The organism is Spirulina sp. CCNP1310 (assembly GCF_034932185.1).
Taxonomy (GTDB): Bacteria; Cyanobacteriota; Cyanobacteriia; order Cyanobacteriales; family Spirulinaceae; genus Spirulina.
This window is the reverse complement of record NZ_JAYGHW010000046.1, coordinates 1-16,404: the sequence shown is the minus strand read 5'-3', so window position 1 is coordinate 16,404 and position 16,404 is coordinate 1. Positions and strand designations below refer to the sequence as shown.

Here is a 16,404-nt window from a genome sequence, read left to right as displayed (position 1 = left end):
GATTTTTTGGGAATGTTATTTTTTATTTTTTGGATGTTGTTGGGCTTTAAGTAGCCGGGACTAATCAAACATCACACCCGCCGCTGATTTCGACTCGGCTCATCAGCTAGACTCTTTATCCAGCAAGGATTTGAGGGTTGAGCGAAGTCGAAACCCGTCTACAAGATAATTGAACCTACCTACTTAGCTCTAATTTTTAAGGTGGATATCCCAGGCGGCGAGGGTGAGGCGTTGGGTGCGGTATTCGCCGTATTTTTTGATTTCGTTGTTTTTGAGGACGCGGAAGGTTTCGCTGGGGAAGTCGGGGCCGTGGATGTCGGCGGGGTCGAGGATGTAGCGGAGTTCGTCGCGGGTGAGGCCGTAGAGTTGGGCGTATTTGGCATCGAGTTCGGCGCGAATTTTGGCGCGGCGGTTTTCATCCCAAAGGAATGGGGGTAGGGGGTTTTCTGGGCTGTGGAGGTCGATTTGTTGGAGTTCGGGGCTGTGGGGGGGGTGGCGGCGTTGGGCGAGTTGTTGCCGCTGTTCGGGTGTGGCTTCTTTCCATAGGTCATCGGCGAAGGGTTTGATGTTGTGGGCGGTGTAGGTGAGTTCGAGAACGCGGGGGGCAATATAATCAATGTCGGCTTGAGTGTAGCGTTCTGGCGGGATTACGGGGAGTTGTTTCACGATGAAATAACTTAGTGATGTTCCGCCCAACTTTTGACGAGCGACAAAATCAAAAACAAGGCTATTAAAGTTAGCAATAAAACAAGTGACTAATGCTGTATTTTTGTTTAAAAATATTAGTGGTGCTTTATGTCCTACTGCTACTTTAGGAAGTAGGCTTAAAATTGCAGTGCGTTCATTTGTCGCATTCGTAACATCTCGAAAGCCCATCAACCATTCTTTATTCCAGTTTTCTAGGCGATTTTCAACTTCAGACTGCTCGACCCAATAGCGCGGCGTGACGGTGTAATCAGGGTCTTGTTTTTGTTCATCTGTTGAGCGGGGCAAAATACCAACGTTAAGCTGCTTTTGTGTTGCGCCTTCATAGGTCGAGTGACGATGATCGAAATGTGTAAATAATTTCGCCTCATATAGTGGTAGCCGACCTTCTCCCGGCTCATCAAAAAATAAATGACTATCGTTCGACATATGAAACATTGACATAAACGAAATACCCCAAGAGTTTTGTTTTGTGTTTTCGTTTTCTAAAACAGGGACGTGCTGATAGATTTTTTTTGTGAGTTCCGCATCTTGGCGAGTTCGGAAAATTGGACAGGTTAGCGTATTCGGATTGATTTTGAGAAAATCATCTGTAGTGAGTGAGAACTGACGATCCTGATTGTTAGCTTCTGGAACAGTAAAAGCAAACCAAGAAAATATCATTTCTTCATTAATGATCTGCTTACCCTTTAAAACTATTTCGCAAAACGTCACACGATGATCAACTCCAGGAAATAGAAAGCGTTCATTGTGAAAGCCGAGAATTTGAGAAAGGTTAGATTGTTTAACCAAATCTGCAAAAAATGGTGCTGTTGTTGCATCCGTCGCAATTCCCGTCGGCACAATCACTCCACCAAAACCCCGCGCCGCAATCAATTCCCGATCCAACTCCGCAAACACCGCATAAGTATTAATATCCCCCCGCGAAGTCAACAAAAACCGCCCCGACTCCCGGATAAACTTACCCTGAGCATCCGCAAAATGCTTCTCATCATTAAACTCTTTTAATAACCCCGGATTTTGCACCGCCAAACCCTGGATCAACTTCTTCCGAGCCGCGCTATTTTTCGCCCCCGCAATCTCCCGATCCCGCGAACCAAAAAACTCCTTCTCCTGTAACTTAATCCGCTCCCATGGCGGATTCCCCAACACACAATCAAACCCCCCCTGCTCAAACACCTCCGGAAACTCTAACGGCCAATGGAAAAACCGATACTTTTCCCCTAAACGGTTCGCCGCCGCCACAATCTGCACCACATTAAACGGCGTAGACCGCGACGTTTCACCCACAGCAAACAACGATCCCTGCTCCATTTCCCGATCCGCCAACCGCCGCACCTCAGCCAACAGCCGATCCAACGCCTCCGTCGTCGGCATCAACGCCAAATTTTCCCGCGTCAACCCCATAAAAAACGCCGCCGTCCATAAATGACAAGCCGAAAAATCTTGCCACCACTGCCCATCCTCCCGTAACAACCCATACCGCCGCACCTTCTCCCGATAGCCCGCGATCGTACTATCCGCCACCGCCTCCACCGCCGCCGCCCGCGACGCATAAACCGAACAACGCGGGCCAAACTCCAGATCAAACAACGACAACTGACCCGACGCGATCGCCTTTAACTGCTTTGTATTACTCTTCTTGAGATTAGAGGCGATCGCCTTATCATCCCCCGTCACCGGCTTATAAGCCCCCTCCGGAATCCCCCCCTTCAACACATCCAGATCCATCACCCCCACCAACGAATTCCCACACTTAATCCGATGATCCAAAAAACTCAACGGCATCCCCCCACAAAACCCCTCAATCCATAACGCCACCTTGCATAAATCCACCGCCAACGGATTCAAATCCACCCCATAAATACAATGCTGAATCACATCCCGGATCGCCAACCGCATCGGCTCCGGCCCCGGTTGCGCCTCCCCCGTCCGAATTCGCGCCAACTCCTTCCCAATCCGCCGCGCCGCCGCCAACAGAAAATGCCCCGAACCACAAGCCGGATCGCAAACCTTCAACCCCAACAGAGCCGCCTCTTGTTGCCCTGAAGCCCAACAACGTTCAATGATCGGGTCTAAAGCACTTTTAATCAGTTGGCCCACAAGCGCCGGAGGCGTGTAATAAGAGCCAGTAGTCTTGCGATCGCTCCCCACCACTAACTCAAACCCCCACTCATTCACCTGGGGATAAAAATCTAACAAACTCTCATAGACACTCCCCAACTCCTCCACATCCAACGCCCCATAATTCACCCGCCGTAACTGCCCCTTCTGCTCATAGAGCGATAACCCCCGCAACGCCAAAATGAGATCATGATTATCAATCCCCGCCCCATCTAAATCCCCAAGACCCTCAGAACCAAACAAATCCCCATTTAACGCCGATAGCCCCAACGCCTCACCCCGCCAATTCTCATCAAACAACCGAAACGTAATCCGTAAACCCTGCCATAAATCCTGAAACCCCTCCCGCCGCCAACTGGGCCGCTCCACCAATAACCGCAACCGCTCAATACTGTAGTATTCCTGGTAAATCCTCGCCTGATTCGGATCAGCCGTCGTCAACAATAAATGCCGCGACTCCGCCACCATCAAAAACAACAAACGATAGATCAACCGCAAAAGCTGCCGGTAATAATCCACCGCCGTCACCCGCCCCGCCGCCAACGCCTCCCGCAACGCCCCACTCTGGGGATGCTGCAAAAACCCCGTGCCGAGAACCTTCAAAGCCCGCTCCACCCCATCCCGGAGGCGATCGCGCACCCGCCCCCCCCGTTGTAGCGATTCCTGATGATAAAACTCCAATAAACAGTGATCCCCATCCTCCAACGTCGCCGGCAACCGCGAACGGTGGAACAGCCGATAAAACAAACCAAACTCCGCAAAATTCTCCCCATTGAGCATCTGCTCAAGATCAAACTCAACATAGGTGAGCCGCGTCATTAAAGAAGAATCCCGCAAAAGCCGCCATTGCCGACCATTGGTGACAATCCCCCACAGATGTTCCGTGCGATTGAGATACTCCTGCACCAAAGCATGGGCCGAAAGGCGCGGCGTACCACTGGGGGGCCGCTGCTCCAACTTCACCCCACTGCCAATAATGTGCAACGGTGGCCGCTGCTCCCCCGGTTCCGCCCGGTGGGAAATCGCATAGGTTTGACCCTCCACAATCTCCGCCTTCGCCACATAAACCGGCTCATAGCCCAAACTTCGCAACAACGGGATCGCCCATTGTTCCCGCGTCACCGTCGTTGCCGGATCCCCCTCCGGTAGGCGGGACTGGGCCCGACTGAACGCCGCCCAATAGGCCTTGGCATCTCCCCAAGCAATGGCAATTTCGTCCGCTAGTTTGTTATTTTTCCCCAGGCCAAAATCTTGGGGCGTTTGACCCTTGATTTCCCCCTGGAGTAGATCAGGGGTGAGGTCAGGCGTAATCAGATTGCCAGCGATTTGTAAACTGATGGATGAGTTCATAGCCATTGCTTTGTTGTGCAGAGGGTTAAAGAGGTTTTAAAACATAGATCCCCAGAATATCCATGGGTAACTGAGGCTGTACCCGGATTTGGCCCTCCTTCGTAAGCTGTCGTACCCGACGATGGGATTGGGCTAGGGCTTGACTGCGGAGTTGGGCGATCGCCCCCAATTCCTCCTCCAAGTCCACTAAACTGGCGATCACATCCGCCAAGTCCAATCGCTTCATCCCTGAAGGCAAATCCCCCGCCGGTTCAGCGGTTTGCAGCAAATTTTGCGCCACCGCCGGATCAAGCCAGAGGGGATTGACCGGCGGCCCTGTGAATCCCGCCACAAAACATTCTTCTGCTAAGAGAGCATCCACCTTGGGACTGGTGAGCAGATAGCGCGATCGTAACAACAGTAACGTTGTGCGCTGACTGACAGCCTGAGTAATCGTTAAACCACTACGGGCGGCAATGGGTTCCTCCTCACCCTGGACAAGACTCTGCTCTAAAAGATGGCGGGCTAAACCGGCCACAAGGGGATGATTGCGGCCAATATATTCCACCCCTGGGGGGGCCGGTGTTGTGAACGTGAGGAGACGGAGTTGGGGATCAACGCTAGACCTGAGGGGGAGGGGAATCGCCGGCAAGAGCCAACCCTGCTTTTTGCGCTGTAAAGAAACGTGCAACCGCTCACAGGCCGCCTTCACAAACCGCTCTACATCTGCCTCATTCCCCAAAATCTGATCCGATTCCACCAATTCCTGCTCCACCTCCTCCGGTTTAATCGCCCGTTGGGCAAACCGGGTGCGGCTGGCCTTTTCCTGCTCAATGGCCCGATCCCAATTGCGATGTACCTGATCCTGGGCCGATTCCTCCCCATCGAGCAAATCCAAGAGGGAAAGCTGTTGGGCATCGGTTTTTCGGTCAAAGAGGGACTTAAACACGGCTTCCGAAACCGTGGCACTATCCATCGGCACGGGGACAGTAATCCCTAGGGTTTTATGAATAGCCACAGCCTTGCGGATCAACACCTCTAAAACCGCACCATCTACGGGGTTATCCTGGCCATAGATGAGGTAACTCTTCACCACCTTGGCGGTTTGACCGTAGCGATCGACGCGGCCTTCCCGCTGTTCGAGGCGGTTGGGATTCCAGGGTAAATCGTAATGAATCACAGCACTGAAATGGGCCTGGAGGTTCACCCCTTCACTGAGGCAATCCGTGGCCACTAAAATCCGTTGGGGGTATTGGCTGAGTTCCGTTAAACGGATTTCCCGCTCCTCTTCCGATAGTTCCCCGGTAATGGCAATCACACGGGTTGTACTGCCCCGTTTTTGCTCAAATTGTTTGCGTAATTCTGCCGCGACATAGTTAGCGGTGGCGATGTAGCGACACCAGATGATCGGGTTGTTGCCTTCGGCGAGGAGGGGGGTGAGGGTGGCGATCGCCCCCTGAAGTTTGCTGTCCTTTGCGCCTTTGAGTTGACCAGCGGCCTTGATAAATTCCCGCAATTTGCGCCGGTCAGCATCCTGATAGGATCGTTGCCCCTGCTCAAGGGCGATGGTGGGCTGGGCATCCATGGCCTGTTCCTGATCCGTGGGATCATAGGTGCAGGCGGCCATGAGATCTTCATCAATATCCATCTCCAAACCCTGATCCTGGGCGGTTTTGGTGACTTGGTTGGTGAGGGTGGCGATCGCCGCCTCCGGTGAAGACATCACACAGCGAATCAGGGCCAGGGCGGCCCAATACCGGCCCCGCCGTTGGGCGTGGCTCATCTCCGCTGTGGCGGTGTTCACCAACCCCCGCGCAAACTGATAAACCCCCGTAAACAGATCGCCATACTCCTTCGAGAGTTTATAGGGTTGCTCCAGGGGGTCACGGGTGGGAAAGGGGGTATCATTGCCGAGCCATCGCTTCACATCGGCCCGCCGACGCTGGACAAAATGACTGGCTAACTCAATGCGCTGGTTTTGGGTCAAGTGGTTGATGTCCCAAGTCTCAAACTGGGGTTTGAGCAAACCGATGATCGCCCGGAATGAGGCCTCTAGGCCGCTGTGGGGAGTGGCGGTTAACAGGATCAGGTGTTGTTGCTCCCGTTGGGCGATGTCCTGAAGCAGTTGATGCCGTTGCTGTTGGGTGATGCTCCGTCCGCCCCCAGGGGTGCAGGTGTGGGCTTCATCGACAATCACGAAATCGGGGCAATGGGCGAGAAAGCTGGCCCGGCGGCGATCGGATTTGGCATAGTCGAGGCTGACGATGATATGGCGATAGTAGCTGAAAACATGATGATCCCCACTGGGGGGTAAGCCCCGCTCCAATTTGCTGACTGTGCCGGAGCGAATCACCACCGCATCAATGTGAAATTTCTCCCGCAGTTCCCGCTGCCATTGATCGCAGAGATGGGGGGGACAGAGGACAGCGAGGCGTTTTACTTCGTTGCGATCGAGCATTTCCCGCGCAATTAACCCCGCTTCAATGGTTTTGCCAATCCCCACATCATCGGCAATTAAAAGCCGCATCGTCGCTAACCGCAGGGCCATCAACAGCGGCACAAGTTGGTAAGGGCGGGGCCGCACCGAGAGGCGACCGAGGGCGCGAAAGGGGCCGGCTCCACTGCGGAGACTGAGGCGAGCCGCATCCATGAGCAGTTGAGCGGCGGTATGGTCTTGAGCCGTGTCGGCGGTGGGCAGGGGAAATTGAGCGGCGGTGATTTCCTCTAGGGCTAGGGGGCGATAGATGCCGCAAATTTGGTCTTCATTGCCACTGAGGGGACGCAACCGCAGCACATCAGGGATATCGGCAGGCAGAATAACCCATTGGCGATCGCGGCAATGAACGACGGCTCCCGGCAAAAAACGATCAGCCATAGAAGATTCCGGTAAAGACAATACTTCAGATTACCACGAAAAACGTTCGTAATGAGGATTTTAGTTCTCTGATCCCTCCTCCAAGGTGACAGTTTCATATAAAACTTCAATGGGGCATTCAAACTCAATGCTCCGAAGCGCAATGGCCTCTCCTTCCCCATAGGCATAATAACGCCACATTTTCCCCTCGCCGCGCTGATAAACTTCAACAGACATCGATTTCGAGTCTACTAAAACATACTCCTCTAAACTGGCAATTTGGCGATAATACTTGAATTTTTCACCGCGATCATAGGACACTGTGCTAGGAGAAAGCACCTCAATCATCACGGTTGGATTTTCAACAAATTGTTCAGACTGCAAATCATCAGCATTACAGGTAATGACGATATCAGGATAAAAATAACGACTATTTTTGTGGGTCTGAACTTTCACATCTGCAACATAGGCTTCACAGCCTCGTTGACGCAAATGAGGTCTTAATGCCGTATAGAAATTGAGGTAAATTTTGGTGTGGGGAATACTGCCGCCGGTCATCGCCAAAATTTCGCCATCAACGTATTCATGGCGCTCTTCTTGCTGGGCTTCCCATGCCAAGTATTCTGCCGGGGTCATTTTTTGCGGATATTGGGGTTGGGCAATCATAAATTTTCCTCAACTGGTTAAACCGATGTTGAGATCAATAGTACATTCAACCCCAGAAAAAAGGCTAAGGCAGTGAAGGCTATAGCCGTTGTGATCTGGGGGATTGGGGATAAGCCGATGATCGGATTTGAACCGACGGCCTTTCGATTACGAATCGAGTGCTCTACCAACTGAGCTACATCGGCAAGGCGTTCCCTAGTATAGCAGGGATTTTTAGAAAAATCTCGTTAGAATAGAAGAAATTTTTCTTAAACTCCTATGACCAAGCGGCGATCGCTCAATCCAGAACAATACGCCCACCTCCGGGCCGAAGCCAAGGCCCCTTACCGGGGGTTGCGCCGGTTTGTTTATGTTAGCTTTGGAGCATCGGGGTTAATTGGGGCGGTGATTTTTGTCACCCAATTAGCGGCAGGCACGGCTCGCCCCTCCGCTTTACCCAACTTGGCTTTACAGGTTGCCCTGATTGCGGGGATGCTCTGGCTCTGGCAGCAGGAAAATAAGGCGGAGCAGCGGCAGAATCGCTCCACAACTCCCCCTCGGTAAACGCTTCTACCGCCTCCTTGCCATTTAACATCGGCTCAACCTCTACCACATTTTTCAAACCCTTTACTGAGATTTTCAAAGATCGCTTTTTCCAAATCCATAACCCCAATGTTCCCTTGGAGGACTCAAAATAGCTGGGTTTGGCCCGTGGGATTGTCATAGCCAAGATGGCTATAGGCGGCGGCGGTGGCGGTGCGGCCACGGGGGGTGCGGTTGATGAAGCCGATTTGCAAGAGGTAAGGTTCGTAAGCCTCTTCGATGGTGCGGGCATCTTCGCCAGTGGCGGCGGCGATCGCCTCTAACCCCACCGGCCCGCCGCGAAATTGCTCAATCATTGTCTTTAATACGAGGCGATCGGTCCAATCCAACCCCAAGGGATCGACGTTGAGGAGTTCAAGGGCTTCGGTGGCAATGGGGGCGGTAATCGTTCCCAAGGCTTTCACCTGGGCATAGTCCCGAACACGGCGGAGCAAGCGGTTGGCGATGCGGGGTGTACCCCTGGCCCGTTGGGCGATGGCGATCGCCCCTTCTGGGGTCATTTCCACATTGAGGAGCGCGGCGGTACGGGTGACAATGGCGGTGAGTTCTTCGCAATCATAGAAGCGTAATCGTTGGATTAATCCGAAGCGATCGCGCAAAGGTGCAGTCAGCGCCCCCATGTTTGTGGTTGCACCGATGATCGTAAAGGGGGGGAGGGGGAGGCTACGGGTGCGGGCGGATTGACCTTTGCCGATGGTGATATCAAGGCGAAAGTCTTCCATGGCGGCGTAGAGGAGTTCTTCGGTGATCCGGTTGAGGCGGTGGATTTCATCGATAAACAGGATGTCCCCTTTTTGGAGGTTGACCAGTAGGCCGGTGATATCGCGGGGCCGCTCCAGGGCCGGGGCGGCAGTGATTTTGCAGTTTACGCCCATTTCAGCGGCGAGGATCAGGGCCATGGTGGTTTTACCTAAACCTGGTGGGCCATAAAACAGAGTATGGTCGAGGGGGTCTTGGCGGCCTTGGGCGGCGGCGATCGCAATTTCCAGCACACCTTTGAGGTCTTTTTGCCCAATATATTCAGCGAGATGTTGGGGCCGGAGGCGTTCTTCGTTTTGGTTGGTTTCGTCGGGGGTGGTGGTGGCCTGGAGGAGGTCGGGTTTTGATGGGGTTTGGGGCGCTGGTTTTTTCCGGTTGCCCCAATCTTTGCCGCTGCTATAGGTGCTTTGAATGGCCATCGGTTTTTCCTCCTTGCCTTTCCAGTGTAGCGGCCCGAGGGCGGAGAGGACGACAATCCTCAGAATGAACGTGGCAGACATGGCTTTTAAGCCCGTTAACAACGCTCCGCTAACCAATCCTGCAAGTCCGCCACCGTACTTAAATCAAATAGCCGTTCGCCTAAATCTGCTAAATCCTCACTGTTGAGGGCAGCAATTTGGAACTGAATTTCTTCTGGTAATTCCCCTAATTTACGGCGAAGTTGGCGCAAAATTAAAACTTGTTGCCCCTCTTGCCAGCCCTCCTCACGTCCCTCTTCACGTCCCTCTCGGCGGGCCGTATTCATGACATTATTCCAATCCCGATAATATTTCAAACTGTTTTCATAGCGGCCCTGCTCTGAGCGCGAGAGGCCAGCAAATTCTGCCAATTCAAACAATTGGTTAAAAACTGGGTTTTCCTGGAGTAGATCGGGGCGATCGCTCAATTCCGACAAATGCTGTAACACATACAACCACTGATCGAGGGGAGTTTCTAACTCTTCTAATGGCTTCGTGAATTTGGGCAGTTCAATATAAATGAATTGCAGTTTTTCATGGAAGGTACGGCAATGCTGATCCTTAAGCTTAATGATATGAATCAACTCCTCATCATCTTGATGTTCATCAAAAATAAAATCGAGAATGGCTACCGTATAAACGGGCAATAGTTGATAATTCCAGTAGCCTTTTTCCGCTTGTTCCTGGATGGCAAAGGTGGCGTAGTAAATGCTGCGGTCTTTGAAGTAATCTTGCTTGACCTTCTGCATTTCGACAATAAAGCGTTGACCGTCGCTTGCTTGGCAATAGATATCAAAAAATGCTCTCCGGTCAAGGGGGGTATTGCCTAGATTTTCGGTGTTTTTGTAGGTGAGGTCTTGGATTTGGTGATGTGGGGGGAGGAGGGTATTGAGAAAGTCAATGATGATCGCTTTGTTGGCTTCAGTGCCGAAAATGCGCTTAAAGCCGAAGTCTGTGAGGGGGTTGATGTAGCGGGTGTAGGCCATAGTCCGATGATAACGCTCTCTTGGGTTAGTGTAGCGATGATCTAGGGGCAGCGACTAGGCCAGAAACCCCATATTCAGATTCAGTTTGTCGTTTCGTTTATAATTCAGGTTGTAGTGCTGACTTCAGTCTGCTCCACGATCACCGGGATTTTGACCCGATGGGGCTAATCCCGATCACGAACTATTGCCCAAGATTAAGCGAGAAAGTCATCCAAAATGCGGATCTTGCTGGTGGAAGATGATCCAGAACAAAGAGAACCCCTGCAAACAGCGTTGATGCGTTCAGGGCATCTTGTCGATGGCGTGGGGGATGGGGCGATCGCCCAACGTCTACTCAGTGACCAAATCTACGATCTGCTGATTCTCGATTGGATGCTACCCGGCACCGATGGCATCACCCTTTGCCGTCAGGTACGCCATGCCCAACAGGCCACCCCGATCCTCCTGCTGACGGCAAAAGATACCACCGCCGATAAGGTTCGGGGCCTGGATGCGGGGGCAGATGATTATCTGGTTAAGCCGGTGGATGTGGCGGAACTGTTGGCGCGGGTGCGGGCCTTGCGACGGCGATCGCCCCATTGGTGTGGGGATACGCTCCAAGTGGCGGCCCTTCGGTTGCACCTCGATACGCTCCAACTGTGCTACCACGATAGCCAGGTACTACTGAAAAGTGCTGAATTCCAACTCTTAGAATATTTGATGCGTCACCCCCGCCAAGTCTTAACCCATGGCCAGTTAGAGCAGGCCCTCTGGACTTGGGATGCTGTCCCGGAAAGTAATGCGATCGCCTCCCGGATGCGGCGTTTACGCCAACGGTTGCAAGCCTTGGGCGTGGAAGATTGGATTACGACCGTGTACGGCATGGGCTATTGTTTCCAACCCCCTCCAAGCCATGAAACCGTTTAAATTGACCCAATGGCAGCGGCTCCCGGTGCGGGTGCGGGGCGGGGCGATTATCGCCATCCCGATTGTTTGTTTGATCACCAGTTTAATCGCTGTGGCTTGGCTGAAAATGAGCCTTACGGAAGATGAAATGTGGGTACAGCATACCCAAGTGGTTCGCCTTGAATCTTCAAAATTACTCAACGCCCTCATTGATGCGGAAACCGGGATGCGGGGCTATGGCCTCACCCAACGGGAGGAATTTTTAGCCCCCTATTACGAGGCCCGCCGAGTGATTCCGCCCTCCCTCACTCGTTTAGAACAGTTGGTGCAGGATAACCCCGCCCAAGTTGCTCAGATGGAGATTATCCGCAGCCAAGTCCGGGAAACCCTAACCCTGTTGGAGCAAAAAGTGATGTTGCAACAGGAACTCAAACAACAACAGGGGCAATCGGGGGAAATGGTGGTAGCGGTGGCGGAACTGTACGACTGGCTCAATGCGGGCCGTGCGATGGACAATACGCGCCAAGCGATTGATCAATTTGCCGCCGTGGAGGAACAACTGTTAGGCGATCGCCAACAGCACCAAGCCCAATACCGCCAAATCACTTGGCAAGTCCTGTGGATTGCGGGGGGGTTGGGGTTAGTGGGGACAGCCCTCGCGGTGCATCTCTTTTGGCAATTAAAGGGGGAACTCACCACCCAAGCCACCCATTTACAAGCGGCCAATCGTCAACTCACAGCGGTTTGTACCCAGTTGGAGCGTTTCACCGCCAATGCTTCCCATGAACTGCGCACCCCCCTCGCGGCGATTCTCAGCAATGCCCAAGTGGCGCTGATGGATTTGGCGGATTGGACAGCGGCAGACCCCCAAGGGTCGGCGGTACAGCAACGCCTGACGAAAATTGTTGCCCTCACGAAACGGATGAGTGAATTGGTGCAGCAATTGCTGTGGTTGGCAAGGCAGGAGGGTAATCGTGAGATCGCCCCCTTTGCCTCCCTTGATTTGCGATCGTGGCTAGTGCAATGGGCCAGCATTGGCCAACAACAGGCCACCGATGCCGGTTTAATCTTCCAAGCCCATTGGCCCGATGAACCCTTGCTCGTCTCTGGGGATGGGGTTTTGTTGGGACAAGCTGTGACCAATGTGCTCACCAATGCTTGCCGCTACAGTCCCGCCCCCGGTACGGTGCGGTTGGAGGTGATCCCCACCACAGAACATCTCATTCTCCAGGTGAGCGATACGGGCATGGGCATTCCTGCTGAGGCGCTGCCCCATGTCTGTGAACAGTTTTATCGGGTGCAACCGGGGGGAAGCCATGGGTTTGGTTTGGGGTTAGCCATTACCCAGCACATCGTTAGCGTTCACGGGGGTGAGTTACGCATTACCAGTGAACTGGGGCAGGGGACAACGGTGGCAATTGCCCTCCCTCAGATCAAACCTCCTTTTGCATCCGGCTCATCTGATGATGTAGGGCGGTAGACAATGTAGGGGCGAAAAATTTTTCGCCCTACGCAGATTCATGATATTTGGTCATTTTCTGGTCATAATCCCCCCCTAGAGTAAAAGTCAAGAACAAACCCGCAATCATTGCAAGGAGTACACCATGATTAAATTATCTTTATCCCCCATCGCCCTGCTCACCACCGGCTTATTAGGCGCAACTGCCCTCTTGATGGCAACTTTCGGCAATTTTCCCGCTGCCCATGCCAACAATCACACCTTTACCGGGGTTGTGGAGCGGGTTTGGGAAGATGGGTTTCGTTTACGGGTGGGGAATCGCCGCATCACCACCGATACCTGGGATGTGTGCGGTGATTTCACGCCGGATCATGTCACTGTGGGCGATCGCCTCACAATTGTAGGGGAATTTGAAGACGGTGAATTTGATGTGTTTCGGATGACGAATGCCGCTGGCGAAGGGGTGTGTTCCTAGGCTGCTAGGCTTACTCACGAAAACCAGAAACCGGGTTGCTTACACTTCCTCCTCCCAGAAACCCGGTTTCTTCACCTCGTTTTCGCCAGTGGTAATCATGTGTGATCCTAACGATTACGCCTGCTCCAGTGCAGCACACCATAAACCACCAACCCGGAAACCAACCCCCACATGACGCTAATTCCTAAGGTCTGGAACGGCTCAGTTTTCCCGGCCCAGGCCCCCGCTGCTGCGGAGGAAAACCCCACACCAACACCGGCCGCACCGATGAGATTTTCCAGGTGGCGATCGTGCTCTCCCTGTGCTGCTTGGACAATCACTTGCAGAGTTCTAATCTGTTGATCACGCACCCGTAAACCGGGGATTAAACTTTCAATATCCTGTTCAATTTGGTCTTGATAAAAGGTCGCTTGCTCGGCAGCAAAATCTGACCAAAGTTCTAACTTAGAAAGAAAAGGATAGTCTTTGCAGAGATTTTGAATCCGGTTAAGGCGTTTATGATAGGCTTTTAAGTTAGTTTTTAACGTCCGCAGTTGTATAGACAATCCTTCGACACTAAACGTATGGCGTTCAAGTTTTTCCATGTTGCCATAGAGGATTTTTCGCAACTCGTGAAAATCGCCTCGGATAGATTGAGACTCTTTGAAATTAATGAGAGTTTTAGGAATAATTTCTTCGGGAGAAGGAAAGAAACCATCGTTAATCAAGTCCTGCTTAATTTTTTGACCCTGATAATAACTCCAGTGAATTTTATGCTCATGATAAAACAGTCGTTGTAGTTCGTAACGAAAGTCAAGGATTAGGCTCATTTTTTCTTCATTTTGAGCCAAGAAAACGAAAAGATTTTCACCCTCTTTTAAAGAAGTTGAATGGAAAGAAGTACCGAGCAATACACCTGTTTTGATTTTACTTGTCGGACTCCAGAGCTTGAGAATGGATTGGAGAACTTCATTTTCAGATTCTTGGGGTGTTTCGGGTTGCCATTGGGTGAGAATTAACCAAGTTTGACCAATAGAACTTTCAAGACTTGCAAAGTTTTTCTTAAGCGTTCTCAAAACTTCAACCTCTAGCGGTAGAAGTTTTTGGGATTCTGGGACAGATCCATAGAGGAGTAAGCCCGTTGTATCCCCTGAATTTTTCTTTTTTGTATTCGCTAAATTTTTTTCTTCATAAATAGCTTCCCAATCCTGAGTTTGGTACTCTTGACGACCCGCAACTTGACAAGCAGCATGATCTGCTTGCCATTGTTGCCAGGTGGGATGGCCCTGGGGTTGGTTGACCGGGTGACGGTGGTAGCTAAAACAGAATAAATGGGGATAAATTAAGGTTGCCATCCCGTAAGCCCCACAGACCAACTGAGGGGATCTAACCCCGATTCTACATAGGATTCACGGGCGGTCTGAATCGGTTCTGGACTGCTGATAATTTCCTCAGCCGATAGGGTGACATTCGTTATTTCCATCTCTGCTGCTTCGTCCGAATCTTCAGAGGAGACGGTAGAGCGCAGAATTTTAGCCCGTTCCTTGGCGGTGTAGCCTTTCACCAGTTGAGCATGAAATTTGTCGTATTTTGTCCAGAAGGGAATCTTACCTGTTTTGTCTTCAGCATCATCGATGAACTGATCTGGATCATCAAATAACCCTCGATTGAAAGGGGGCAATGGCTCACCGTCGGGGGTGGCAACGAGAGCGGCTAAAAAGGCGGTGATGGCATCGTTGGGAGAGATCATGATCGTAAGAGGGCATGAATGGCGGTTTGTAGAATCGGTAACTCTTCTTCAATGATGCCCCAAATTTCGAGCAGATCGACGTTGCCATACTGATGAATTAAGATATCCCGTAGCCCGGCGATCGCCCGCCACGGTACAGCAGGGTGGGCTTGACGCAATTCCGGCGAAAGGCGTTTCGTCGCTTCGCCAATAATTTCAAAATTGCGAATCACGGCATCTTGGATCATGGGGGTGGCTAGGAAGGTGGTGCGATCGCCCCCTGTGTAGGTGATGATTTTTGTGATGCAAGCGTTGATGTCCTCTAAGTAGGTGCGTTCGTCGGGGGTCACAGGGCGATCGCCTCCTGAAGCACCAACTCTCGGATCGATGGGCGTAGGTTACTCGGCTTCACCACATCCACGGGGCAACCGAGCAGGTCTTCTAGTTCTTGTTGGAGGGCGATCCGTTTGAGCAAGCTTTGACCCGGTGGCAGGTCTACCAAAAAATCCACATCACTGCTCTGGGTGGCTTCTCCCCTGGCCACAGAGCCAAACACGCGCAAATTAATCGCGTGATATTTAGCCGCGATCTGGAGAATGGCGGTGCGTTTTTGCTGTTGGAGTTGGTCAAGGGTGAGCATCGTGAGCAGCGGTGGTCAAAATAAACCCGGCCCAATGGTAGGGCATGGCGTAGGGGGTTTGGTCGGGGGGATGGCGATCGGGGTCATCTTCAATATTACTCGCGAGGCTTTTCAGTCCATCGCGGATGGTGCGTTTTAAGTTGGGGTCTGAGGCGGCGCGATACCACTGGGCGAGGCCTGACCAGGTGAGGGTTTGGAGGTGGGTTTGGGCGTGGTGGAAGGCGGCGGTGGGGTTGTGGTGGGTTTGGTAGTGGCGGAAGAATTCGACGACGAAGATCATGCTGGAGGTTTCGTTCACTGTCCAGAGGGTGCTGAGGATGGTTTGGCTGCCTTTTTTGAGGAAGACGGCGGGGAAGCCGACGAATTCGTTGATGAATTCGCCGGTTGCGGTGATGCCGGTTTCGCAGGCGGCAAGGCAGATCAGGGGGATGGGGATAGTGGGGAGGCTGTTGAGATCTTCGAGGGTGAAGGGGTGGTCATGGGCAAGGTAGAGGGCGGATGTGTTGGGGTTTTCGCTGTTGTGGGAGCCGTGGCCGCTGAAGTGGAACGCGGGGGCGGGGGTTTGGAGGGCTTGGGTGAATGCGTCGGGGGTGACTTGGTTTTCGGTGAGGGGTTGGGCGGTGGGGTTGAGGTGATGGATGAGGATGGTTTCGAGTTGGGCGAATTCGAGGGGTTGGGCGGTGGTGGGGTAGCCGATGAGGGTGGGGGGTTGGGTGGGGGGGAGTGGGAAGGAGGGTGAGGTTGGGGCGGTGGGTGATGCGGAATCCCCCTGAA

General features: G+C 52.5%; 14 protein-coding genes and 1 tRNA gene. 4 read left to right on the top strand and 11 right to left on the bottom strand.

Going from position 1 to position 16,404, the window contains the following annotated elements; genetic code table 11:
- Window positions 1–189 precede the first annotated feature (189 nt).
- The 4 genes from VB712_RS09940 to VB712_RS09925 all read right to left on the bottom strand — a co-directional run bounded on the left by VB712_RS09940 (window position 190) and on the right by VB712_RS09925 (window position 7,863).
- Window positions 190–4,179 (bottom strand): Eco57I restriction-modification methylase domain-containing protein, encoded by a 3,990-nt coding sequence (locus tag VB712_RS09940; RefSeq protein ID WP_323254406.1) that lies wholly within the window; start codon window positions 4,177–4,179, stop codon window positions 190–192.
- Window positions 4,180–4,204: 25 nt separating this feature from the next.
- Window positions 4,205–7,033 carry a helicase-related protein gene (locus VB712_RS09935; RefSeq protein ID WP_323254405.1) on the bottom strand — a complete coding sequence of 943 codons (2,829 nt, stop codon included), beginning with the start codon at window positions 7,031–7,033 and terminating at the stop codon, window positions 4,205–4,207.
- A gap of 60 nt (window positions 7,034–7,093) precedes the next feature.
- Window positions 7,094–7,678 (bottom strand): Uma2 family endonuclease, encoded by a 585-nt coding sequence (locus VB712_RS09930; RefSeq protein ID WP_323254404.1) that lies wholly within the window; start codon window positions 7,676–7,678, stop codon window positions 7,094–7,096.
- 112 nt (window positions 7,679–7,790) lie between these two features.
- A tRNA-Thr gene (locus VB712_RS09925) sits at window positions 7,791–7,863 on the bottom strand.
- Between the two features lie 73 nt (window positions 7,864–7,936).
- Between VB712_RS09925 and VB712_RS09920 the strand changes: the two genes are divergently transcribed.
- The gene (locus tag VB712_RS09920) at window positions 7,937–8,221 is read left to right on the top strand and encodes a DUF3493 domain-containing protein (protein ID WP_323254403.1); all 285 of its coding nucleotides are present in this window, start codon (window positions 7,937–7,939) and stop codon (window positions 8,219–8,221) included.
- A gap of 125 nt (window positions 8,222–8,346) precedes the next feature.
- Here the strand turns inward: VB712_RS09920 and ruvB are convergent, their stop codons facing one another.
- Both ruvB and VB712_RS09910 read right to left on the bottom strand, forming a co-directional pair.
- Window positions 8,347–9,438: a Holliday junction branch migration DNA helicase RuvB gene (ruvB, locus tag VB712_RS09915; RefSeq protein WP_416236307.1), complete on the bottom strand. Its 1,092-nt coding sequence runs from the start codon at window positions 9,436–9,438 to the stop codon at window positions 8,347–8,349.
- A gap of 95 nt (window positions 9,439–9,533) precedes the next feature.
- Window positions 9,534–10,463: an Rpn family recombination-promoting nuclease/putative transposase gene (locus tag VB712_RS09910; RefSeq protein ID WP_323254401.1), complete on the bottom strand. Its 930-nt coding sequence runs from the start codon at window positions 10,461–10,463 to the stop codon at window positions 9,534–9,536.
- Window positions 10,464–10,679: 216 nt separating this feature from the next.
- On the opposite strand from VB712_RS09910, the gene rppA reads away from it, so the two are divergent.
- The 3 genes from rppA to VB712_RS09895 all read left to right on the top strand — a co-directional run bounded on the left by rppA (window position 10,680) and on the right by VB712_RS09895 (window position 13,282).
- A complete protein-coding gene (gene rppA, locus VB712_RS09905) occupies window positions 10,680–11,369 on the top strand; it encodes a two-component system response regulator RppA (protein WP_323254400.1) in 690 nt (229 codons plus the stop codon).
- Window positions 11,356–12,828, top strand: coding sequence for a sensor histidine kinase (locus tag VB712_RS09900; protein WP_323254399.1), 1,473 nt, complete (start codon window positions 11,356–11,358; stop codon window positions 12,826–12,828). The genes rppA and VB712_RS09900 overlap by 14 nt, the downstream gene beginning before the upstream one ends.
- A 124-nt stretch (window positions 12,829–12,952) precedes the next feature.
- The gene (locus VB712_RS09895; protein ID WP_323254398.1) at window positions 12,953–13,282 is read left to right on the top strand and encodes a hypothetical protein; all 330 of its coding nucleotides are present in this window, start codon (window positions 12,953–12,955) and stop codon (window positions 13,280–13,282) included.
- Between the two features lie 107 nt (window positions 13,283–13,389).
- Here VB712_RS09895 and VB712_RS09890 read toward each other — a convergent pair whose 3' ends face one another.
- From VB712_RS09890 to VB712_RS09870, 5 genes are all read right to left on the bottom strand, one after another.
- On the bottom strand, window positions 13,390–14,616 hold the full coding sequence (locus VB712_RS09890; RefSeq protein WP_323254397.1) for a hypothetical protein: 1,227 nt from the start codon (window positions 14,614–14,616) through the stop codon (window positions 13,390–13,392).
- Window positions 14,604–15,011 (bottom strand): hypothetical protein, encoded by a 408-nt coding sequence (locus tag VB712_RS09885; RefSeq protein WP_323254396.1) that lies wholly within the window; start codon window positions 15,009–15,011, stop codon window positions 14,604–14,606. The genes VB712_RS09890 and VB712_RS09885 overlap by 13 nt, the downstream gene beginning before the upstream one ends.
- Complete coding sequence (locus tag VB712_RS09880) at window positions 15,008–15,340, bottom strand: DUF86 domain-containing protein (protein WP_323254395.1); 333 nt, start codon at window positions 15,338–15,340, stop codon at window positions 15,008–15,010. Before VB712_RS09880 ends, VB712_RS09885 begins: the two co-directional genes overlap by 4 nt.
- Complete coding sequence (locus tag VB712_RS09875) at window positions 15,337–15,630, bottom strand: nucleotidyltransferase family protein (protein WP_323254394.1); 294 nt, start codon at window positions 15,628–15,630, stop codon at window positions 15,337–15,339. The genes VB712_RS09880 and VB712_RS09875 overlap by 4 nt, the downstream gene beginning before the upstream one ends.
- A partial coding sequence (locus tag VB712_RS09870; RefSeq protein WP_323254393.1) for a CHAT domain-containing protein occupies window positions 15,617–16,404 on the bottom strand: 788 nt, incomplete at its 5' end. The genes VB712_RS09870 and VB712_RS09875, both read right to left, overlap by 14 nt.